Genomic DNA, 20,222 nt, shown 5'->3' with positions numbered 1-20,222 from the left:
GACTCAGAGCTTCGCAGCTGCCAGTTCAGGCGCCACCCACTCGTTCACCTTGAACGGCTTGCGAATCAGCTTCTGCTGCGCCGCCAGATCCACCTTGCCCTGCAGGTTTTCGAGGAACAGCGGATCCAGTGTCGAAGGGAAGACTTCGCTCAGGTTCTGATCCTTCAGATCCTGGGTGAGGATCACTGGTGGATAGCTCGCCAGCCCCGAAACCAGCTGTACGTAGGCGTCCTTGTTGCTGTCCTGCGTCAACCACTCCACCGCCTGCTGCTGCGCCTTGAGCAGCTTCGCCACGGCTTCCGGATGCCCGTCGACAAACTTGCCGGTGCCCACCAACACCGACTGCACACTGCCGGCGCCACCGAGATCCTTGGTATTCAATGGCAGCTCAGCCAGTCCTTTGGCCTGCAACGCGGTCAGCCCGGAGCTGCCCCAAGACGCATCGATCTGCTTCGCCGCCAGCGCCGCTACCGCTGCGTTGAAATCGAGGTTGATCACCTTCACGTCCTTCTCGCTCAAACCGACGCTGGCCAGCGCCGCATCGAACGACAACTGGGTCGCGGTGCCACGGAAGATCGCCACGCGTTTGCCTTTGAGATCCTGCAGCGTCTTGATCCCCGAACCCGGCACGACGCCGAGATATTGCTTCACGCCCCGGGCGCTGGCGCTGAGCAGGCGCGTATCCAGACCGTTGGACTTGCCGATGATGGCCGCCAGATCTCCGAGATAGGCCAGGTCCACTTGGCCATTGGCGAACGCCTCGTTGATCACAGGCCCGGCGCCTTTGAAGAAGCTCCACTGAATCTTGATGCCCTGATCGGCGAAAGCCTTTTCGAAGATCTGCTGATCGCGCAGCACGTCCACGATGCCCCCGCCGCTGTGCTGGGTACCGGCGCTCAGATCAGGCACGGCAATCCTGATTTCCTTGAGCTCGTCGGCCTGGGCAGAGAACGCCAGCAGACCCGCCAGTGCCGGCGCGGCAAACAGACTGATGACACGTTTGAAGGGAAGGTTCATGGGTGCGGCTCCTGATCACGGCGGCATTGAGGAGCCGAAAGTAGGCGCAATCCGTATCAGCACTTAAATACTTAAAAAGCACATTTTTATAGCTTTTCACGCTAAGCCAGCAAAGTCGGGACATGCAGAGCCGTATGCATGGAGAGCATCGAAAATATTCTTCGAATGCATTGGATGCGCGCAGGGCTGAGGCCTTAAATGGCGCTGCTTATCTCCAAAATGATTATTTCCTAACTCGCTTATAACCATTGGTTTTTAGCTAATTCCGCTGACTCGATCCAACCCGACAACGGAGGTCACCATGGCCCGTGAATCCCTGCTCAGCCTGCCACTGGCCGCACCGCCGTTGAAAAGCCGGCGAACCTGGCCAAGCCTGAGCCACCGCGTTTTACCCTGGATATTGCCGCTCGGACTGTTCGCCCTATGGTGGATGGCGGCGCGCAATCAATGGATGAGCGAACAGATCCTGCCGGCGCCATCGCTGGTGTGGAACAGCGCGATCGAGCTGTCCCAGGGCGAGTTGTGGAGTCACTTGTGGATCAGCCTGCAACGGCTGTTCTGGGGCCTCCTGGCGGGCGTTTCCGCCGGCGCAGTACTTGGTGCGGCGCTGGGTTTCAGCCGTCGTCTCGAACGCCTGATCTTCCCGACCTTCGCCGGCCTGGCCCAGGTGCCGACGCTGGCGTGGATTCCGCTGTTCATGGTGTTTTTCGGCATCGGCGAAACGCTGAAACTGGTGGTGCTGGTCAAGGCCATCGTGGTGCCGGTGACCCTGCACACGCTGGTCGGCGTGCGTGACGCGCAACCAAAACTGCGCGAAGCCGCCGCCGTGTTGCGCCTGCCGCCACGGTTGCTGATTCGCCGACTGGTTCTGCCCGCCGCCCTCCCCGCATTCATGGCCGGCGTGCGTCTGGCGCTGGCCGCTGGCTGGACTTCATTGCTCGCGGTGGAACTGCTGGCCTCCAGCGAAGGCATCGGTTACCTGATGGTCTGGGCGCGACAGCTGTTCATGCTCGACATCGTCTTTGTGTGCATCGTGGTGATCGGCCTGATCGGCGTGGCGATGGATCGCGGCATCGGTCTGCTGGACAGGAAACTGGTGCACTGGCCACATCCCGCCACGGCAGAAATTCGTCGCGGCCCACGCTATGAAGGCTGGCAGCGCGTGCAGCCGTGGCTGCTGCCGCTGGCGCTGTTTGCGTTGTGGCAACTGGCGGTCGATCAGCAATGGATTGATGCCAATATTCTGGTCAGCCCGTGGGTGGTGCTTGAGGCGACGAAAAACGGATTGCTCGACGGCACGTTGATCGCGGGCATGGCTCTGAGCCTGGGCCGCACACTCGGTGGCTTGTTGATTGGCGGCGGCCTCGGCCTCGTGCTGGGTTTGTTGCTGGGTCTGTCGCGCACCAGCGAACGCGTACTCGGCCCGACCCTCGCCGCCCTGCGCCAGATCGCGATTTTCGCCTGGGTGCCGCTGCTCACCGCGTGGTTCGGTCTGGGCGAACTCGCGAAATGGGTGTTCGTCGCCCTCGCCGCGTTCTTTCCGTTGTTTGTCGCGACCCAACGCAGCGTCGCCAACCTCTCACCGCAACTCAACGAAGCCGCGCAAGTGCTGCGCCTGAGCCTCACTCAGCGCCTGCGTCGACTGGTATTGCCGGGCGCCGCGCCGGGGATTTTCGCCGGCCTGCGCCTGAGCCTGATCTACGCCTGGCTCGGCACCATCGGCGCCGAATATTTCATGCCGTCCAACGGCGGCATCGGCAGCCAGATGATCGGCGCCCAACAACTGCTGCGCATGGACCTGATCATGGCCGGGATGCTGCTGGTCGGCCTCACCGGCGCCCTGCTCAACCTCATTGGCCAACGCCTGGAAATCCGCGCCACCCGCTGGAGACACGCATGAACGCACCGATTGTCAGCTTCAACCATGTAGGCAAATCCTTCGACGTCGACGGTTTCGAACTGGAGGCGATTCGCGAATTCAACCTCGACATCGCCGAGGGCGAATTCGTCGCCATCGTTGGCTCCAGCGGCTGCGGCAAATCCACCTTGCTGCGCTTGCTGGTGGGCCTCGATACGCAATTTCGCGGGCAGATCACTGTCGATGGCAAAGCCGTCAGCGGCATTGGCGGCGAGCGTGGCATCGTGTTTCAGGAACACCGTTTGTTCCCGTGGCTGACGGTGGCCGACAACATCGGCCTGGGCCTGGTCAACGAGCCGCTGGCTACCTCCGAAAAGCAGCAACGCATCACCGATTTCATCGAGCTGGTGGGCCTGCGCGACTTCACCCGCGCCTACCCGCATCAACTCTCCGGCGGCATGGCCCAGCGCGTGGCGATTGCTCGCGGGCTGGTGGCGAGCCCACGAATCTTGCTGCTCGACGAACCCTTCGGCGCCCTCGATGCGCTGACCCGCCAGCAGATGCAGGACGAACTGCTGGCGATTCGCGAACGGGCAAAAATCACCACGATTCTGGTCACCCACGATGTCGAGGAAGCGATTTTCCTCGCCGACCGCGTGGTAGTCATGGAACCGCGCCCCGGCCGGATCAAACAGGTGGTGGACATCGCCCTGCCCCATCCGCGCCAACGCAGCAGTTTCGACTTCCATCAGCTGCGCGAAGAACTGCTGCACGAGCTGACCAGTGACGATCATTACCAACCGAGCGCACCGGTACAGATCCGCGATCTGCCGCTGTCGTTCATTGCCTGCTGAACAGGAGCCTGTCGATGCCACAACGTCCCAACTTTCTGGTGATTCTGGCCGATGACCTCGGCTTCTCCGACATCGGCGCGTTCGGCGGCGAAATCGCCACGCCGAACCTCGATGCCCTGGCCAACAATGGCCTGCGCCTGACCGATTTTCACACTGCACCAACCTGCTCGCCGACCCGCTCGATGCTGCTCACCGGCACCGATCACCACATCGCCGGCATCGGCACCATGGCTGAAACCCTGACCCCGGACCTGATCGGCAAACCGGGTTACGAAGGCTATCTCAACGACCGTGTCGTCGCGTTGCCGGAGTTGCTGCGCGAGGCCGGTTACCAGACCTTGATGAGCGGCAAATGGCACTTGGGCCTGACTGCCGAACTGGCGCCCCACGCCCGTGGTTTCGAGCGCTCGTTCTCGCTGCTGCCCGGCGCGGCCAACCACTACGGATTCGAACCGACCTACGATGAACACACGCCCGGCCTGCTGAAATCCACCCCGGCGCTGTACATCGAGGACGACAGGTTCATCGACGAATTGCCGAAGGATTTCTATTCCTCCGACGCGTTCGGCGACAAGCTGTTGCAGTACCTCAAGGAGCGTGACCAGAGCCGGCCGTTCTTCGCCTATCTGCCGTTTTCCGCGCCGCACTGGCCGTTGCAGGCGCCCGCCGACATCGTCGAAAAATACCGTGGCCGCTACGACGCAGGGCCGGAAGTGCTGCGCCTCGAGCGTCTGGAGAAACTCAAGTCGCTGGGATTGATCGAGCCGGATGTCGAACCGCATCCGCTGATCCAGCTGACCGCGCAATGGGACGCGCTGAGCGATGAACAAAAACGCATTTCCGCCCGGGCGATGGAGGTCTACGCGGCGATGGTCGAGCGTATGGACTGGAACATCGGGCGCGTCGTCGATTACCTGCGCCAGCAGGGCCAGCTCGACAACACCTTCATCCTGTTCATGTCCGACAACGGTGCCGAAGGCGCGCTGCTGGAAGCCTTCCCGAAATTCGGTCCGGAGCTGGTGACCTACCTGAGCCAGCACTACGACAACAGCCTCGACAACATCGGCCGCGCCAATTCCTACGTCTGGTACGGGCCGAACTGGGCGCAGGTGGCGACCGCGCCGTCGCGCCTGTTCAAGGCGTTCACCACCGAGGGCGGGATTCGCGTTCCGGCACTGTTGCACTATCCGCAGCTGCCGCTGAAGGGGCAGATCAGCCATGGTTTTGACACCGTGATGGACATCACACCAACCATTCTCGATCTGGCCGGCGTGCGCCATCCTGGCAAGCAATGGCACGGCAAACCGGTGGCGCCTTTGCGTGGTAAATCGTGGCTGGGCTTTTTGTCTGGCGAGACGGCGCAGGTGCATGACGAACACACCGTTACCGGTTGGGAATTGTTCGGGCGCCGGGCGATTCGGCAGGGTCAGTGGAAGGCGGTGTGGATTCCCGGGCCGGTGGGGCCGGCGACCTGGCAGCTTTACGATCTGGGCAGTGATCCGGGGGAGATTCATGACCTGGCGTCGAGTCAGCCGCAAAGGCTTGAAGCGCTGATCGAGCATTGGCAGCGGTATGTGGAGGAGACCGGGGTGATTTTGAGTGAATCGCCGTTTCAGCCGGATTGAGGGGGCTGAAATATTGCCATCGCGAGCAGGCTCGCTCCCACATTGGATCGTATTCACAATTCAATTGTGGGAGCGAGCCTGCTCGCGATGAGAGCGTTGCAATCACCCATCAAGCCTGAGCTGTACGAGCCTCTTCGGCCGATACCTTCACTTGGCGTACAAACCGGTTCGCCCGCCCGAACGTCCCGAAATCATTAAACCGAACCCCCATCTCCCGCATCACCTTATGCGCCACCGGCACCGTCAGCTGGCGAATGTAAAACGGCTCCTTCACCACAAAATGATGAATCCCGTGACTGCTGCCGAAGTTGAAGCAGAACGCCTGCAACGGCCACAGCCACCACGGGTTCAGCACCTGACATTGCTGCAGCACATTGCCCGGTTCCACATCCCCGTAGTAATGCATGTTGGAGCTGATGAAGTGCAGGCAAAACGTGCGCAACACGTTCGGGCCAATGATCACCACGGCGGCGATGTCGATCACCTGCATCACCGACAACGTGGTCGCCGACCATTCGATCGGCGAACCCATCAGGTAGGCGATCCCGTTGGCGGCATGGAACCCGAGAAACACATACCACGCGCCCCAATGCACCAGTGCCAGCGGCGCGTAGACCTTCAGCGTGCGTTTGATGATGCTGAACTTGTGCGCCCAGGTCTTGGCCCGCAACATGCGGATGAACGCTGACATCACGTTGTCGCCGACCATCAGCAACCGCGCGAAACCCCAAGGCTCGCCATTGGTGATCGCCCGTTCTTCCATGTCGGTTTCGGTACCGGACACCTTGTGATGATTGAGGTGCAGATGGCGGCGGATCCACGGGTTGATCGTGCTCGGCCGCGCCAGCCACACCAGGCCCATCATCAGGTTGTGCGGCACCCGCTGTTTGCGGAAATACATGCTGTGGATAAGGTCGTGCTCAAGCTCATGGGTCAGCGAAGCGAAAAACGCGTTGAGCAACAGACACGCCCACCACGCCATGTGCCCGGTGACGTAGAGCGCCGCCGAACCGATCATCCCGGCCAGGGCAAACGCCAGAATCCCCGCGCCGAGGGCGTCCTGATGGTTGAGAATCGGGTAGCGCTCGCGCAGCTCGACGCCTTTGGCAAGCACCACTTCGCGAATATGCGCTGATCGCTGGGCAGCATTGTGTCGCTGGGGACTTGCAGAAGTACGGTCCATGCTTCCATCCTCTGGTTATAGATGTTCGTATCCTGCCTCGCGCGGACTCCAAACGCGGTAGCCGAGAACGCCAACCTGTTGACCGGAAGCGCCAATCAGCATGAAGGAACCGACTTCTCTCGCCAGCTGGACCCGTGCCCTGCGCAAGCAACTCGACGCGCTGGGGCTGGACAGCACTGCCCTGTGTCAGCAGGCCGGGCTCGATCCGCAACTGATGGACGACCCGAACGCCCGCTATCCGTTGTCCGCGACCACACGTCTGTGGGAAATCGCGGTGCAGGTCAGCGGTGATCCGGCGATCGGTTTGCGGGTGTCGCGCTTCGTCAGCCCCACGACCTTTCACGCGCTGGGCTACGCATTGGTGGCCAGCGGCAGCCTGCGGGAAGTGTTCGAGCGGATCGTGCGTTATCACCAAGTGGTCAGCGACGCGCTGGAACTGGAGCTGACCCGCACCGAGGACCGCTATCGATTTCGCCTGAAGATCCCGGCCGAAAACCCGGCACCCGCCTTCGAAGCCATCGACGCCTTCGCCGCGATTTACGTGCGCACTTGCCGCAATCGCCTGGGCCGCGACTACGCGCCACTGGCGGTGTACCTGCGCCGCCCGGAACCGGCCGATGCGCATCAATGGCACAAGGTGTTCCGCTCGCCGGTGCACTTTTGCGCCGAAGAAGACCGCATCGAATTCGCCCTCACCGACTTTGACAGCCACCTCGACGACGCCAACCCGGAACTGGCCGAGCACAACGAAGCGGTGCTCAAACGCACCCTCGCCCAGCTCAAGCCGCTTACCTGGGAGCGCAAGGTGCGCGACGCCATCGAAGAACAACTGCCCGAAGGCGAACCCAGCGCCGAACGCATCGCCCAGGCCCTGCACTTGAGCCTGCGCAGCCTGCAACGGCATCTGGCGGACGAGGGTTGCCGCTTCGACACCCTGCTGAATGAAAGCCGCGAAAACCTCGCGCTGCTGCACCTGCGCGATCCGCAATGCTCGCTGAGCGAGGTCAGTTATCTGTTGGGATTTGCCGACACCAGCAGTTTCAGTCGCGCGTTCAAACGCTGGACCGGGATGACGCCGGGGCAGTTTCGGGATCAGTTGCGCTGAGCGCAAATGGGTCGCTCAACCCTTGGTCAGACTGCGCTCAATCCCGGATTCCCACTGCTCGATCATTGCCGTACCTACCTCGGCGAACGACTGATGGGTTCGGCAATGCTCAAGCATTTCCGCCATCGCCGTCTGCATGCCATGAACAACCTGTTGCAGTAGTTCATTGCAGCGACCTTCAGTGAGATTGCATGCCGTACGACCGAAGCGGATGAGCGCCTTGTGCTTGGGCCATGCCTTCGACCCGCCCAACAGCAAGGCCAGGCTGTCGTTCCTGATGTAAACCGATGTGGTGATGATGTCGTAAGCCGGGGCCAGCCGGATCGAGGCCTGCGCGCCGCAATGGTCATACAGCACACCGAAGTTCTTCAGATGCGCATCGCCGTTTTTCAGTCCCGCTGACAGCGCCACGATCTTGAAAAAAGCTTCCAGCGCCTGACTCAATAGCGCAGGGGAAACAAAGGCTTTGATCTGTCGGGCAGCGCCTTCGTAAGAGCCATCGTATTTGGCTCTGGAAGGCCAGCCGTTGAGTACGCAAAAGTCCTCGAAACCCAGATAGCCGTGCTCAATCAGGTCAAAACGCTCGACCACCAAAAACCTGCCCTGCTCACTCAATTCAAACTTTGGCACTTCAAGTCCGCTAAGCGCTGCGGCGCGCATACAGAAGTACTCGTTGGTCGCCAGCTCGGGAAATTCTTCGGGACGGAAGGCTTTGACCAGATGTGTGGAGCCTCGGTGAGTCAGGCGATCAACTGCTGCCGCACTGTCGCGCACCAGAACTTTGGGCTGCACACCTGAAACACCGGAGTATTGGCCGTACTTCTGTAGCAAATCATCGAACAGTCCCTGGGCACCGTCGTGCACCAGAAGCTCGGCCAGTGATGTTTCGGGCTGACGTTCGGTTGCCGACTCACTGGTAATCGCCAGCCGTCCCAACTGATGCGGTCCGACGATTGCGAGCAAGGCGAAATCATCAAAACCGCGCACGGCCTTACTGAAGCGTCGAACCAGCTCATCGCGCAGCGCGCCTTCCGGCAGATTCATTTCGAAGACGGGATGAATGCCCCGCTCCCAGCCGTAGCTCTCCAGCCGGGTCGGCATTGTCAGCGACACTGCATTCTCGTCGATGGCGTCCTCGCGATAACTGAACACACTGTCCATGCCCGGCTGCCCTCGACCGAGCGTTCCAACCGGGCTATCAGCGACGGTGATGTGCAAGCGATCTGTCGGCTCAGTCATGGAAATTGACCTTCTGCAACGCGTCGAGTGTCGGGCGTTGTGCTCTCACGGGAATCGCTGTCAGCTCGTAGCCAAAGCCGTTGAGGATCGCCTCGACTTTGCGCAGACCAATTTCAGAAATCGTATTGTTTTCGATACCCGAAATGGTGGCGCGGCTCATGCCGTAACGTTGCGCCAACGCTTGCTGCGAGAGTTTTTGCGCTTTGCGCAGAGTTCTGATCAGTTCGCCCAACTGTTCCATGACACACCAGTGCATTATATGAAGTGCAATAAAGCGTAATTAAAATTATATGCATCGTATTCGATGCAAACTCAGGGCAAGTCTAGCTCATATAAAACGGCATGTGCGGGTCGATTAGCGACGGGTTACAAATCCAAGCTCAAAAACCGTACCCGTTACATCACTGCTGACCCGCACCCGCCCCCCATGCAACTGCATGATCGACTGCACGATCGCCAGTCCCAAGCCGCCGGAATCTCCCGGCTCCGCACGGGATGGGTCGACGCGGTAGAAGCGGTCGAACAGTTTGCCCAGATGCTCATCCGCGATGACCGGGCCGAGGTTGTGGACTTGTAGCCAGCACAGGCCTGGCTCATCGCGTCGGCGCAGGCTGATGACCGAATCGGCGTCGGCATGGCGTACGGCGTTGGCCAGCAGATTGCCCAAGGCGCGTTGCAGCAGTTGCTGATCCGCCAGCAACTTTCCACTGAACGTGTTTGCCAGGCGAATTCCCCGGTCATCGGCCAGGGCTTCGAAGTAGTCGCACAACTCATCGCCGATTTCGTGCAGTTCCAGCGTGCGCAGATCGAGCGCTCGCTCAGCTTGCTCGGCGCGGGCGAGAAACATCAGGTTCTCGGCCATGCGCTTGAGCCGTTCGAATTCTTCCATGTTCGACGCCAGCACTTCCTGATACTCGGTGCTGCTGCGCGGGTGATTCAATGCCTGACCATTGCTGGCGAGCAGGGTGTGCAGGGGCGTGCGAATTTCGTGGGCGAGGTCGGCGGAAAACTGTGAGAGGCGCTGGAAGCCGTCGTCCAGCCGCACCAGCATGCCGTTCAGCGCGTGTACCGGCTCCAGCAATTCCGCTGGCGTGCCGTCAGTGGGAACGCGTTGGTCGAGGCTGCGCAGGTCGATGCCGCGCAGTGCTTCACTCAGCTTGCGCAGAGGCCGCAAACCACGGCGCAACAGCAACAGGCCCAGCGTGAAGGCGAGCAACGCTCCGAGGCCGACGGCCAGATACAGGCGCAGGCGATAGCTGCCGAGCATCTGTTCGCGCTCGCTCAGCACCTTGCCGGCAATCACGGTCAGCGCTTCGCCGTTCGGCCCTTGGGCCTGACCTGACAACAGGGCCAGCTCGACACCGTCCGCCGCCTGCCAGGTCAGCACATCGCTGCGTTGCGGCGGTTGATCCCGGGGGATGGCCTGCACGGGCGGCAGTGCGCGTTGGCGAGGGTTGATCGTGATCACATTCGAGCCGTCCGCGCGTTGCACCAGCAGCAGACTGTCGAGATTGCCAAGCATGTTCTGGTACAGCCGTGGCCGCGCCTGCAAGGCGTCGAGGCTGTCACTGTCGGCGAGCAGCGCGCGCACCTGTTCCAGGCGACCGAGTAACGCCATGTCGTCGCGCCAGGCGATTTCCGAGGCCAGCGAGCGATACAGGAACACGCCAATCGCGCTGAGTACCAGCGCGCAGACGGCAGCGAACGCCAGGGCCAGGCGCCAGGCGATGGATCTAGCGCGCATCGTCGGGCGCTTCGAGTTGATAGCCGACCCCGCGCACGGTGTGGATCAGTTTGGGCATGTACGGATCATCGACTTTCGAACGCAAGCGGCGCACCGCGACTTCGACCATGTTGGTGTCGCTGTCGAAATTCAGGTTCCACACCTGCGAAGCGATCAGCGTGCGCGACAGCACTTCACCCTGACGGCTGGCGAGCAGATGCAGCAGGGCGAATTCCTTGTTGGTCAGGGCGATGCGCTGGCCACCACGGCTGACCCGGCGGCGCAGCACGTCGATTTCCAGATCGGCGATGCTGTACGACTCGGCTTCACGCATCGGCCCGCGCCGCAACAACGTGCGCACCCGCGCCAGCAATTCGGCGAAGGCGAACGGCTTGAGCAAATAGTCATCGGCCCCCAGTTCGAGGCCGCGCACGCGGTCTTCGATGGCGTCCTTCGCCGTCAGGAACAGCACCGGCGTGGCGCCGCGCTGGCGGATCAGCTGGAGCAATTGCCAGCCGTTGAGGCCCGGCAGCATCACGTCGAGGATGATCAGGTCATATTCCTGCTGCTCAATAAAGTAGCGACCGTCGAGGCCATTCAGCGCCACGTCCACGGCAAAACCCGACTCACCCAGCCCTTTGGCGATGAAGTTCGCGGTTTTGGCTTCATCTTCTACGACCAGCAAACGCATGGCACACCTCGATTGATCAGAGTCACAGGCTAGGCCCCTTCGGCGACATTGCCCATTACAAACTTGTAATCCGACTGACGAGGTTTCGACGGGGACCGGCGGATAAGGTGATGGCCTTCGCTTTTGGAGCCTGCCCATGACCGTCAAATACTTGATTGCCAGCCTGACAATCGGCCTCAGCAGCGCTGCGTTTGCTGCGCCCGACCTGCCCCGTCACGCCGATCTCGATCTGAAAACCGCGCGGCTGCTGGCCGACGCGGCGCTGGAAAACTGCACCGCCACGGTGTCGGTGCTCGACCGTGGCGGCAATCTGCTGGTGACCTTGCGTGTCGACGGTATCGGCCCGCACAACACCGCCGCCAGCCAACGCAAGGCCTACACCGCGCTATCGACGAAAACCCCGACTCGATTGTTCGCCGAGCGCGCCCGCAACAACCCGGAAACCGCCAACCTCAACACGCTGGACGAGTTGCTGTTGCTCGGCGGTGGCATCCCTTTGTTTGTCGGGAAAGAACTGGTCGGCGCCATGGGCGTGGCCGGTTCCGGCGGCGGCGAACAGGACGAAAGCTGTGCGACGAAGGCGGCCGAAGCTGGCGGTCTTTCCATCAACCGAATTTGAACCCAGGAGCATCACCATGCCCCCACTGCGCATGACTTTCACCGCGCTTGGATTGAGCGCCTTTTCGAGCCTGGCGCTGGCCGCCGGCAACCCGCTGAGCGTACACGTACTCAACCTGGAAAACGGCCTGCCATCGCCGGGCATTAACGTGACGCTGGAACGTCATGTCGGCCAGGACTGGCAGCCGCTGGCGCAGGGCACCACCAATGAACAGGGACGGATCGCCGAATTGTTCCCGGCGAACAAACAGTTCGAGGCCGGTGAGTATCGGGTGGTCTTCAAGACCGGTGAGTACTTCGAGAAGACGAAGCACGAGACGTTTTTTCCGGAGATTCCGGTGATCTTTAAAGTGCAGCAGACGGATCAGCACTACCACATTCCGTTGCTGCTCAGCCCGTATGGTTTCTCTACCTATCGCGGTTCGTAGGCCACGTACAATTCCCCTGTGGGAGCGGGCTTGCCCGCGATGGCGTCGTGTCAGTCAACATAGAAGACAACTGACCGACCTCAATCGCGGGCAAGCCCGCTCCCACAGGGACAGTGTTGAGCACTAAAGTGTGGCGAGCGCGCGCAATCGCACAGCGTCGAGGATTTCGATCTCGCCATAACTCAGTCCGATAATCCCCTGCCCCTGCAACTCCTTGAGGATCTGGTTGGTGGTCTGCCGCGACAGCGACAGCATCGACGCCAGCTGTTCCTGGGGCAGTTGCAGCACGCGGCGTGGCGGATCGAGTTCGCCGTAGCCTTCGGCGATCATCAGCAAGCGATGAGCCAGACGCGCCGGGGCCGGCAGCAGGCTCAGCTGTTCGAGATTGATGAAGGTCAGGCGCAGTTTGTGGCTCATCAACAGAGCGAGATGCCGCCAGTAGACGGGTTGCTCGTCGAGCATTTTCAGCAGCGTGGCCTGGGGAATGTTCAGCAAGGTGCAAGGCCCGACCGCGTAGGCATCGTGGGTGCGGGGCTGGCCGTCGAACAGGCAGATTTCGCCGAACCAGTGCGGCGCTTCCACCAGGCTCAGTAACGCCTCCTTGCCCTGCTCGCTGACCGCGCCGATACGCACCGCACCATCGAGCACCGCGTACAACCCGCACGGCGCATCACCGCGCTGAAACAACCTCTGCCCCGCCGACAGCCGCCGCTCCCTGGCCGCCGCCAGCAGACTATCCTGAAAGGACGAAGGCAGATGACTGAACCATTGCCCGGTCAGGAGGCGCTCGCGCCAGAGCTTATCCATGCGTTCTCCGAAAGATTGTCGCCTGCCTGACAGAGCGAGCCATGAACCCGGGGCATGATTCGATCACCCTACAGGAGGAACAACAATGAAAAGCCTCGTCGATCATTTGAGTCAATACGCCGCTTACCACCGTGACCCGCGCAACATCGCCAGCCACTTTATCGGGATTCCGCTGATTGTGGTGGCGGTGGCCGTGCTGTTGTCGCGGCCGGAATGGTCGGTGGGTGGATTGTGGATTTCCCCGGCGGTGATTGCCGCCCTTGCGTCGGCGTGGTTTTACCTGCGCCTGGAGCTGAAGCTTGGGGCTTTGATGACCGTGTTGATGGGGCTGTCGGTCTGGGCCGGGCATGTATTGGCGCAGCTGAGCACCATGGTCTGGCTCAGCAGCGGTCTTGCGATGTTTGTGATCGGCTGGGTGATCCAGTTTGTCGGGCACCACTATGAAGGGCGCAAACCGGCGTTTGTGGATGACTTGAGCGGGTTGATTGTCGGGCCGCTGTTTGTGGTGGCCGAACTGGCGTTCCTGCTCGGGATGCGCCAGGAGCTGAAAGAGCAGATCGAGGCGCGGGCGGGTGTGGTGCGGGTCAGTCCAAATCGCGCGGCTGTCTGAACCACAGGCTGATTCGCTCGTTCCCACGCACTGCGTGGGAATGCATTCCGTGACGCTCCGCGTCACAGTGGACGCGGAGCGTCCATAGCGGCGTTCCCACGCTGAGCGTGGGAACGAGCGAGATCAAACGTTGGCGACTTTCTGCCAGACCTTCGGCTTGAAGAACAACGTCTCACCCTTCGCCAACCCGGTCAGGCTGTCGTGGTCTTTCACCACTTCCGCCTCGATCAGATCAGTCTGCCCCTCAACCTTCAACGTCACCCGCGTGGTCGCGCCCAACGGTCGGATGTCACGTACTTCAGCGGCGTGGTGATCCTCCAGTTCATGCCGCGACAGCGACACTTCGTGCGGGCGGAACAGCACGTGGTTGTCATCGCCCAGATGCAGACGGTTCGAATCGCCGAGGAAGTGATAGACGAAATCGCTGGCCGGATTTTCGTAGACGTCGCCCGGTGAGCCGATCTGCTCGATCACACCCTTGTTCATCACCACGATGCGATCGGCCACTTCCATCGCCTCTTCCTGGTCGTGGGTCACGAACACCGAGGTCAGGTTGATGTCTTCGTGCAGGCGCGCCAGCCAGCGGCGCAGCTCCTTACGCACCTTGGCGTCGAGGGCGCCGAACGGCTCGTCGAGCAGCAGCACTTTCGGCTCTACCGCCAAAGCGCGGGCCAGGGCGATCCGCTGACGCTGGCCGCCGGACAGTTGCTCCGGATAACGATCCGACAGCCAGTCCAGTTGCACCATGTTCAGCAGCTCGTGAACCTTGGTCGCGATCTGGCTTTCAGTCGGGCGCTGGTTTTTCGGCTTCATGCGCAGGCCGAACGCGACGTTGTCGAACACCGTCATGTGGCGGAACAGCGCGTAGTGCTGGAACACGAAACCGACGTTGCGATCCCGCACGTCGTGGCCGGACACGTCTTCGCCGTGGAACACGATGTTGCCGTTATCCGGGGTTTCCAGGCCGGCAATGATGCGCAGCAGGGTGGTCTTGCCGCACCCGGACGGGCCGAGCAATGCCACCAGTTCACCGCTGTGGATGTCCAGGCTGATGTTGTCCAGCGCCTTGAACGCATTGAAATTCTTGCTGACGTTACGCACTTCGATCGACATGAATTATTCCTCCGCGGCGCTGGCGCGCAGGCGGTTGATACGGTTTTCGCTCCACTGCTTGAGCAGCAGGATGAAGAGCGCCAGGATCAGCAACAGGCTCGCCACGGCGAACGCGGCCACGTGGTTGTATTCGTTGTAGAGGATCTCGACGTGCAGCGGCAAGGTGTTGGTCACCCCGCGAATGTGCCCGGAGACCACCGACACCGCACCGAACTCACCCATGGCCCGCGCGGTACACAGCACCACGCCATAGATCAGGCCCCATTTGATGTTGGGGACGGTCACGTGCCAGAACATCTGCCAGCCGTTGGCGCCGAGCAGGCGCGCGGCTTCCTCTTCCTGAGTGCCTTGTTCCTGCATCAGCGGGATCAGCTCACGGGCCACGAATGGCACGGTGACGAAGATCGTCGCCAGCACGATGCCCGGCAGGGCGAAGACGATCTGGATGTCGTGATCCTGCAGCCACGGCCCGAACAGGCCCTGGGCACCGAACATCAACACGTAGACCAGACCAGCGATCACCGGCGACACCGAGAACGGCAGGTCGATCAGCGTCACCAGCATGCTCTTGCCGCGGAACGAGTATTTGCTCACGCACCACGCGGCGCTGACACCGAACACCAGGTTCAGCGGCACCGACACCAGCACCGCAATCACGGTGAGTTTCAGCGCCGACAAGGCATCCGGTTCAAAGATCGCAGTGAAGAATGCGCCGAGGCCGTTCTTCAATCCCTGCGACACCACGATGAACAGCGGCAGCAGCAGAAACAGGAAGAAAATCAACCAGCCGAGGCCGATCAGGATCCGCCGCGAAGTGGCGCTGCCACGGCGGGCGGCGTTGGCCGAGGACGCGGCCGCAATAGACGATTGGGACATGGTTCGCGCCTCCTTATGGGGTTTCGATGCGCCGCTGCAGCAAGTTGATCAGCAGCAACAGGACGAAGGAAACCACCAGCATCAACACGCCGATGGAGGTAGCGCCGGTGTAATCGTACTGGTCGAGCTTGACCATGATCAGCAGCGGCAGGATCTCGGTTTTCATCGGCATGTTGCCGGCGATGAAAATCACCGAACCGTACTCGCCAACGCCCCGGGCAAACGCCAGGGCAAAACCGGTCAGCCAGGCCGGCAACAGCGCCGGCAGCAGAATGTGACGGAACACCTGCAACGGTTTGGCACCCAGGCATGCCGCCGCTTCTTCGACTTCACGCGGGATGTCGGCCAGCACCGGCTGCACCGTGCGCACCACGAACGGCAGGGTCACGAAGGTCAGTGCCAGGGTGATCCCGAGCGGGGTGTAGGCGATCTTGAAACCGAGGTCGGCGGCGAACTGCCCGACCAGCCCGGTCGGCGTGTACAGCGCCGTCAGCGCAATACCGGCCACGGCGGTCGGCAGGGCGAATGGCAGATCGATCATCGCGTCGATCACCTTGCGCCCCGGGAACGTGTAACGCACCAGCACCCAGGCCAGCAGCGTGCCGATGATGCCGTTGATGATCGCGGCGCACAGCGCAGTGCCGAAGCTCAGCTTCAGTGCGGCGAGGACGCGGGGCGCGGAGATGATCGTCCAGAACTGGTCCCAGGTGAGTTGGGCGGCGTGGACGAACATCGCCGCCAGCGGGATAAGCACAATCAGGCTGAGGTACACCAAGGTGTAGCCCAGCGTCAGCCCGAAGCCGGGTATGACGGGGGAGATACGACGCGACATAAAAGTCCTTGGTTTGAGAACGCGCAAAGCCCCGACGGTTAAATCGGGGCTCGTTTATGACCTATTTCAGATTACTGCGCCTGATAGATCTGGTCGAACACGCCACCGTCGTTGAAGAATTTCGGCTGCGCGGTTTTCCAGCCGCCGAAGTCCTTGTCGATGGTCACCAGCTCCAGTTTAGGGAACTGCTGGGCGTACTTCGCCGCCACGTCCTTGTCACGCGGACGGTAGAAATTCTTCGCTGCGATTTCCTGGCCGGCCGGGCTGTACAGGTGCTTGAGGTAGGCTTCGGCGATCTGCTCGTTGCCCTTCTTCTCGGCGTTCTTGTCGACCACGGCCACCGGTGGTTCGGCAAGGATCGACAGCGAAGGCACGACGATGTCGAACTTGTCTTTGCCGCCGTCTTCTTTCAGCGCCAGGAAGGCTTCGTTTTCCCAGGCCAGCAACACGTCACCCTGACCGTTGTTGACGAAGGTGATGGTCGAGCCACGGGCGCCGGTGTCCAGAACCGGTACATGTTTGAACAGGGTTTGTACGTATTCCTTGGCTTTGGCTTCGTTGCCGCCGTTGGCTTTCAGGCCGTAGGCCCACGCCGCGAGGAAGTTCCAGCGCGCACCGCCGGAGGTTTTCGGGTTCGGGGTGATCACCGAGACGTCATTCTTGATCAGATCGCCCCAGTCCTTGATGCCTTTCGGGTTGCCCTTGCGCACCAGGAACACGATGGTCGAGGTGTAAGGAGTGCTGGCGTCCGGCAGACGCTTCTGCCAGTCGGCCGGCAGGGTCTTGCCGAGCTTGGCAATTTCGTCGATGTCGCCGGCCAGGGCCAGGGTCACGACGTCGGCGCGCAGACCGTCGATCACCGCACGGCCCTGCTTGCCCGAACCGCCGTGGGATTGCTGGATTTTCACGGTGTCGCCGGCGTGCTCCGACTGCCAGTACTTCACGAATTCGGCGTTGTAATCCTGATACAGCTCGCGCGTCGGGTCATACGACACGTTGAGCAGTTCGTAATCCTTGGCAACCGCGGAACCGGCAAACACAGCACTGGCCAGGGCGGCCAAAGCGTAACGGCGAATCGACGACATGGTGAAAGCTCCTGGAATTCTTGGTGGTGGCTTTTTCTTATGGATTGCTGGAATCGGGTTGCTCATTCAATGACCGCAGCCTGTGGCAGCTTCTGCCAACAACTCCCCGCAGGAGCTGCCGCAGACTACGAATCAGGCCGGTTTGTTACCCGGTTGCTGCAGACGGAATTTCTCTTTGCGTTCGATCTGGACCACTTGGGCGTTATGCACAGTGATTTCCACCGCGCCGAAACGCAGGTCGCGCAAGGCGCTCTGGATTTCGCGCAAGATGGTGCTTTCGTCCTGACCGTCAACGCTACGCAGGGATGCGCTCATGGTGCTGCTCCTTTGTATGGGATATGCCTGGCAGTGGGCGGCACTGCGTTCGGCGTGGGAGCAATATAAGAGAGGCACGGATATTCTTAAAAAGACTATTTAAGAATGTTTATATAACTGGAAAACATTATGTGATGCAGCAAGGGTTTGCGGCGGATTTGCTCACTGGCAAACCCGCCCTACGCGGCCATCAACCGATCAAAGGCGCCCGGTTCCAGTCGATTTGCGCTTCCGGAACCGGCCGCCCAAACCAGTAGCCTTGCCCCAGATCACAGGCCTGGCCCAGCAGGAACGCCGCCTGTTCCACCTGCTCGATGCCCTCGGCATGCACCTGCATGCCCATGCTGCGGGCCAGGGCGATGATCACCCGGACGATCGCCGCATCGTCCTCGTCCCACGGCAGTCCGGCAACAAAACCCTGGTCGATCTTGAGCTTCTGCACCGGCAGGCGTTTGAGCCGCAGCAGCGACGAATACCCGGTGCCGAAGTCATCGATGGCCAGACGTATCCCCAGCTCGCGCAGACGATGCATTTGTTCCAGCGCGACTTCCGGATCGTCCATCACCGCGCTTTCGGTGACCTCCAGTTCCAGATAGGCCGGATCCAGGCCGGTGTCGTGCAGCACCTGCGCCACCTGCTGATACAACTCGCGGCGGGCAAACAACCGCGAGGACACGTTGACCGCGACAAACGACAGCACCACCCCGGCCTGCTGCCATTGGCACATCTGCCGACAGGCCTGCTGCATGACCCAGGCGTCGATTTCCGAGATCAGCCCGGTGCGCTCGGCAATCGGGATGAACTCCGCCGGCGACACCAGGCCTCGCTGCGGATGCTCCCAGCGCACCAGCGCCTCGACGCCGATCAGGCGACTGGTTTGCAGGTCGTGCACCGGTTGGTAGTAGACCCGCAGTTCCTGCTGCTCCAGCGCGCGACGTAATTCGAAGGCGATTTCGACCCGCTGCTGGGCGTGGGCTGTAAGCTCTTCGGTGTACAGCGCGTAACCGTTGCGACCGCTGCTTTTGGCCTTGAACAGCGCCGCATCGGCGTTGCGCAACAGTTGTTCGGCGCTCAGCGCATCGCTGGGAAACAGACTGATGCCGAGGCTGGCGTTGATGAACAGTTCATGGCCGTCGAGGCAGAACGGCTCTTTAAGCGCATCGAGAATGCGCTGAGCCAATGCTGCCGCCTGCGCCGGTTGTGGACAACTTTCCAGCAGGACCGCGAACTCATCGCCGCCCAGCCGCGCCAGGGTGATGCCCGGCCCGAACAACGCCTGCAAACGCGCGGCGACCGCCTTGAGCAAACGGTCACCGATAGTGTGGCCAAGGCTGTCGTTGATCAGTTTGAAATGGTCCAGATCGATCATCAGCAGCGCGCAGCCGCGCTTGTGGGTCTGCGCCGATGCCAGCGCCTGTTCGGCGCGGTCGCTGAACAGCAGACGGTTGGGCAGGTCAGTCAGCGGATCGTGGTGGGCCAGGTGCTTGAGTTCGTGCTCGGAATCCTTGATCGCGCTGATGTCGGAAAACACCGCGACGTAATGGCTGAGCCGGTTGTCATCGTCACGAATGACCCGGATCGTCTGCCATTGCGGGTAGATTTCACCACTCTTGCGCCGGTTCCAGATCTCGCCGCTCCATTCGTCCCGCGCCTGTAAAGAAGCGAACATCGCCTGATAGAACCCCGGCGGATGGTGCCCGGACTTGAACAGGCTGGGCTGCTGACCTATCACTTCGTCACGCTGATAACCGGTGATTTCCATGAACGCGCGATTGACGTGCACGATCAGCCCCTGCCGGTCCGTGACCAGCACGCCTTCGCGGGTGCAATCGAATACCGCAGCGGCCTGACGCAGGCGTTCGCGATCCGCCTGGCGTTCACGCAAGCGGGCGCCGATGCCCAGGCACTCAAACAACCGCGCCCGGGCCAGGAAGATCAACCCGGCGCTGAGCGCTACGAACAGGTAGCCGTTGATCAGTTGCCAGCGCAGCAACTCGTCAGAGCTATCGAAGAAACTGTTCAATAAATAACCAGTGCCTTGCAGCCAGACCACGGCAAGGACCAGGTAAAGCAGCGCTGCACGCAAAGCATCGCGGTATGTGGCAGACATTCGGCCGTCCATGTCCCTACAAAAATGTCGGGATTATAGGTCAAGAAACATCCAGCCATCTCTTATCTGAAAGGGCGACTGGTTTTATCTGTGTGCTTGGTGATAATGCAACGGCTGTTTTTTCTTTATCGAG

General features: G+C 61.2%; 20 protein-coding genes. 7 read left to right on the top strand and 13 right to left on the bottom strand.

Annotation, left to right across the window (positions count from 1 at the left end; translation table 11 throughout):
* Positions 1-3: 3 nt before the first annotated feature.
* Entirely contained in the window at positions 4-1,017 is a 1,014-nt protein-coding gene (locus ACTJK7_RS07425; protein ID WP_011331920.1) for an ABC transporter substrate-binding protein, read from the bottom strand.
* 301 nt (positions 1,018-1,318) lie between these two features.
* Here ACTJK7_RS07425 and ACTJK7_RS07420 point away from each other — a divergent pair, with 301 nt between their 5' ends.
* The 3 genes from ACTJK7_RS07420 to ACTJK7_RS07410 are packed head-to-tail and all read left to right on the top strand — an operon-like array spanning position 1,319 to position 5,354.
* On the top strand, positions 1,319-2,917 hold the full coding sequence (locus tag ACTJK7_RS07420) for an ABC transporter permease (RefSeq protein ID WP_440780465.1): 1,599 nt from the start codon (positions 1,319-1,321) through the stop codon (positions 2,915-2,917).
* The gene (locus ACTJK7_RS07415; RefSeq protein ID WP_108559044.1) at positions 2,914-3,729 is read left to right on the top strand and encodes an ABC transporter ATP-binding protein; all 816 of its coding nucleotides are present in this window, start codon (positions 2,914-2,916) and stop codon (positions 3,727-3,729) included. The genes ACTJK7_RS07420 and ACTJK7_RS07415 overlap by 4 nt, the downstream gene beginning before the upstream one ends.
* Before the next feature lie 14 nt (positions 3,730-3,743).
* Positions 3,744-5,354 (top strand): arylsulfatase, encoded by a 1,611-nt coding sequence (locus tag ACTJK7_RS07410; RefSeq protein WP_323150578.1) that lies wholly within the window; start codon positions 3,744-3,746, stop codon positions 5,352-5,354.
* A 109-nt stretch (positions 5,355-5,463) separates the two neighbouring features.
* On the opposite strand, the gene ACTJK7_RS07405 is transcribed toward ACTJK7_RS07410, so the two are convergent.
* Entirely contained in the window at positions 5,464-6,537 is a 1,074-nt protein-coding gene (locus tag ACTJK7_RS07405; protein ID WP_440780464.1) for a fatty acid desaturase, read from the bottom strand.
* A gap of 100 nt (positions 6,538-6,637) precedes the next feature.
* Here ACTJK7_RS07405 and ACTJK7_RS07400 point away from each other — a divergent pair, with 100 nt between their 5' ends.
* Positions 6,638-7,642: an AraC family transcriptional regulator gene (locus ACTJK7_RS07400; protein WP_440780463.1), complete on the top strand. Its 1,005-nt coding sequence runs from the start codon at positions 6,638-6,640 to the stop codon at positions 7,640-7,642.
* Positions 7,643-7,657: 15 nt separating this feature from the next.
* Here the strand turns inward: ACTJK7_RS07400 and ACTJK7_RS07395 are convergent, their stop codons facing one another.
* The 4 genes from ACTJK7_RS07395 to ACTJK7_RS07380 all read right to left on the bottom strand — a co-directional run bounded on the left by ACTJK7_RS07395 (position 7,658) and on the right by ACTJK7_RS07380 (position 11,295).
* Entirely contained in the window at positions 7,658-8,881 is a 1,224-nt protein-coding gene (locus ACTJK7_RS07395; RefSeq protein ID WP_108559037.1) for a type II toxin-antitoxin system HipA family toxin, read from the bottom strand.
* Positions 8,874-9,122 (bottom strand): helix-turn-helix domain-containing protein, encoded by a 249-nt coding sequence (locus ACTJK7_RS07390; RefSeq protein ID WP_085647915.1) that lies wholly within the window; start codon positions 9,120-9,122, stop codon positions 8,874-8,876. Before ACTJK7_RS07390 ends, ACTJK7_RS07395 begins: the two co-directional genes overlap by 8 nt.
* 114 nt (positions 9,123-9,236) lie before the next feature.
* On the bottom strand, positions 9,237-10,625 hold the full coding sequence (locus ACTJK7_RS07385; protein ID WP_440780462.1) for a heavy metal sensor histidine kinase: 1,389 nt from the start codon (positions 10,623-10,625) through the stop codon (positions 9,237-9,239).
* On the bottom strand, positions 10,615-11,295 hold the full coding sequence (locus ACTJK7_RS07380) for a heavy metal response regulator transcription factor (RefSeq protein ID WP_039772967.1): 681 nt from the start codon (positions 11,293-11,295) through the stop codon (positions 10,615-10,617). The genes ACTJK7_RS07385 and ACTJK7_RS07380 overlap by 11 nt, the downstream gene beginning before the upstream one ends.
* Positions 11,296-11,431: 136 nt before the next feature.
* On the opposite strand from ACTJK7_RS07380, the gene ACTJK7_RS07375 reads away from it, so the two are divergent.
* Together ACTJK7_RS07375 and uraH are read left to right on the top strand one after the other, a co-directional pair.
* Positions 11,432-11,914, top strand: a complete 483-nt coding sequence (locus tag ACTJK7_RS07375) for a GlcG/HbpS family heme-binding protein (protein ID WP_323150575.1) — start codon at positions 11,432-11,434, stop codon at positions 11,912-11,914.
* Between the two features lie 16 nt (positions 11,915-11,930).
* Positions 11,931-12,341 (top strand): hydroxyisourate hydrolase, encoded by a 411-nt coding sequence (gene uraH / locus ACTJK7_RS07370; RefSeq protein WP_108559034.1) that lies wholly within the window; start codon positions 11,931-11,933, stop codon positions 12,339-12,341.
* 123 nt (positions 12,342-12,464) lie between these two features.
* On the opposite strand, the gene ACTJK7_RS07365 is transcribed toward uraH, so the two are convergent.
* Entirely contained in the window at positions 12,465-13,148 is a 684-nt protein-coding gene (locus ACTJK7_RS07365; RefSeq protein WP_323150574.1) for a Crp/Fnr family transcriptional regulator, read from the bottom strand.
* An 85-nt stretch (positions 13,149-13,233) separates the two neighbouring features.
* Here ACTJK7_RS07365 and ACTJK7_RS07360 point away from each other — a divergent pair, with 85 nt between their 5' ends.
* Positions 13,234-13,758 carry an Mpo1 family 2-hydroxy fatty acid dioxygenase gene (locus ACTJK7_RS07360; protein ID WP_236197136.1) on the top strand — a complete coding sequence of 175 codons (525 nt, stop codon included), beginning with the start codon at positions 13,234-13,236 and terminating at the stop codon, positions 13,756-13,758.
* A gap of 123 nt (positions 13,759-13,881) precedes the next feature.
* Here ACTJK7_RS07360 and ACTJK7_RS07355 read toward each other — a convergent pair whose 3' ends face one another.
* The 6 genes from ACTJK7_RS07355 to dibA all read right to left on the bottom strand — a co-directional run bounded on the left by ACTJK7_RS07355 (position 13,882) and on the right by dibA (position 20,089).
* The gene (locus tag ACTJK7_RS07355) at positions 13,882-14,871 is read right to left on the bottom strand and encodes a sulfate/molybdate ABC transporter ATP-binding protein (protein ID WP_064382696.1); all 990 of its coding nucleotides are present in this window, start codon (positions 14,869-14,871) and stop codon (positions 13,882-13,884) included.
* A 3-nt stretch (positions 14,872-14,874) separates the two neighbouring features.
* Positions 14,875-15,747 carry a sulfate ABC transporter permease subunit CysW gene (gene cysW, locus ACTJK7_RS07350; RefSeq protein WP_011331905.1) on the bottom strand — a complete coding sequence of 291 codons (873 nt, stop codon included), beginning with the start codon at positions 15,745-15,747 and terminating at the stop codon, positions 14,875-14,877.
* 13 nt (positions 15,748-15,760) lie between these two features.
* Positions 15,761-16,579, bottom strand: coding sequence for a sulfate ABC transporter permease subunit CysT (gene cysT / locus ACTJK7_RS07345; protein ID WP_007952818.1), 819 nt, complete (start codon positions 16,577-16,579; stop codon positions 15,761-15,763).
* A 71-nt stretch (positions 16,580-16,650) separates the two neighbouring features.
* Complete coding sequence (locus ACTJK7_RS07340; protein WP_011331904.1) at positions 16,651-17,664, bottom strand: sulfate ABC transporter substrate-binding protein; 1,014 nt, start codon at positions 17,662-17,664, stop codon at positions 16,651-16,653.
* A 132-nt stretch (positions 17,665-17,796) separates the two neighbouring features.
* Positions 17,797-17,979 carry a sulfur starvation response protein OscA gene (gene oscA / locus ACTJK7_RS07335; RefSeq protein ID WP_007952821.1) on the bottom strand — a complete coding sequence of 61 codons (183 nt, stop codon included), beginning with the start codon at positions 17,977-17,979 and terminating at the stop codon, positions 17,797-17,799.
* A gap of 190 nt (positions 17,980-18,169) precedes the next feature.
* Positions 18,170-20,089, bottom strand: a complete 1,920-nt coding sequence (gene dibA / locus ACTJK7_RS07330) for a phosphodiesterase DibA (protein ID WP_064382694.1) — start codon at positions 20,087-20,089, stop codon at positions 18,170-18,172.
* Positions 20,090-20,222: the final 133 nt, after the last annotated feature.

This window comes from Pseudomonas sp. 22085, from assembly GCF_052045815.1.
In the GTDB taxonomy this organism is placed as follows: domain Bacteria; phylum Pseudomonadota; class Gammaproteobacteria; order Pseudomonadales; family Pseudomonadaceae; genus Aquipseudomonas; species Aquipseudomonas glycinae.
The sequence above is the reverse complement of the archived record's forward strand: the minus strand, read 5'-3'. Positions and strand labels throughout refer to the sequence as shown.

Excerpts from the sequence above, each read along its gene's own strand:
- ACTJK7_RS07425 (WP_011331920.1), bottom strand. The coding sequence starts at position 1,017 with ATGAACCTTCCCTTCAAACGTGTCATCAGTCTGTTTGCCGCGCCGGCA.
- ACTJK7_RS07420 (WP_440780465.1), top strand. The coding sequence starts at position 1,319 with ATGGCCCGTGAATCCCTGCTCAGCCTGCCACTGGCCGCACCGCCGTTG.
- ACTJK7_RS07415 (WP_108559044.1), top strand. The coding sequence starts at position 2,914 with ATGAACGCACCGATTGTCAGCTTCAACCATGTAGGCAAATCCTTCGAC.
- ACTJK7_RS07410 (WP_323150578.1), top strand. The coding sequence starts at position 3,744 with ATGCCACAACGTCCCAACTTTCTGGTGATTCTGGCCGATGACCTCGGC.
- ACTJK7_RS07405 (WP_440780464.1), bottom strand. The coding sequence starts at position 6,537 with ATGGACCGTACTTCTGCAAGTCCCCAGCGACACAATGCTGCCCAGCGA.
- ACTJK7_RS07400 (WP_440780463.1), top strand. The coding sequence starts at position 6,638 with ATGAAGGAACCGACTTCTCTCGCCAGCTGGACCCGTGCCCTGCGCAAG.
- ACTJK7_RS07395 (WP_108559037.1), bottom strand. The coding sequence starts at position 8,881 with ATGACTGAGCCGACAGATCGCTTGCACATCACCGTCGCTGATAGCCCG.
- ACTJK7_RS07390 (WP_085647915.1), bottom strand. The coding sequence starts at position 9,122 with ATGGAACAGTTGGGCGAACTGATCAGAACTCTGCGCAAAGCGCAAAAA.
- ACTJK7_RS07385 (WP_440780462.1), bottom strand. The coding sequence starts at position 10,625 with ATGCGCGCTAGATCCATCGCCTGGCGCCTGGCCCTGGCGTTCGCTGCC.
- ACTJK7_RS07380 (WP_039772967.1), bottom strand. The coding sequence starts at position 11,295 with ATGCGTTTGCTGGTCGTAGAAGATGAAGCCAAAACCGCGAACTTCATC.
- ACTJK7_RS07375 (WP_323150575.1), top strand. The coding sequence starts at position 11,432 with ATGACCGTCAAATACTTGATTGCCAGCCTGACAATCGGCCTCAGCAGC.
- uraH (WP_108559034.1), top strand. The coding sequence starts at position 11,931 with ATGCCCCCACTGCGCATGACTTTCACCGCGCTTGGATTGAGCGCCTTT.
- ACTJK7_RS07365 (WP_323150574.1), bottom strand. The coding sequence starts at position 13,148 with ATGGATAAGCTCTGGCGCGAGCGCCTCCTGACCGGGCAATGGTTCAGT.
- ACTJK7_RS07360 (WP_236197136.1), top strand. The coding sequence starts at position 13,234 with ATGAAAAGCCTCGTCGATCATTTGAGTCAATACGCCGCTTACCACCGT.
- ACTJK7_RS07355 (WP_064382696.1), bottom strand. The coding sequence starts at position 14,871 with ATGTCGATCGAAGTGCGTAACGTCAGCAAGAATTTCAATGCGTTCAAG.
- cysW (WP_011331905.1), bottom strand. The coding sequence starts at position 15,747 with ATGTCCCAATCGTCTATTGCGGCCGCGTCCTCGGCCAACGCCGCCCGC.
- cysT (WP_007952818.1), bottom strand. The coding sequence starts at position 16,579 with ATGTCGCGTCGTATCTCCCCCGTCATACCCGGCTTCGGGCTGACGCTG.
- ACTJK7_RS07340 (WP_011331904.1), bottom strand. The coding sequence starts at position 17,664 with ATGTCGTCGATTCGCCGTTACGCTTTGGCCGCCCTGGCCAGTGCTGTG.
- oscA (WP_007952821.1), bottom strand. The coding sequence starts at position 17,979 with ATGAGCGCATCCCTGCGTAGCGTTGACGGTCAGGACGAAAGCACCATC.
- dibA (WP_064382694.1), bottom strand. The coding sequence starts at position 20,089 with ATGTCTGCCACATACCGCGATGCTTTGCGTGCAGCGCTGCTTTACCTG.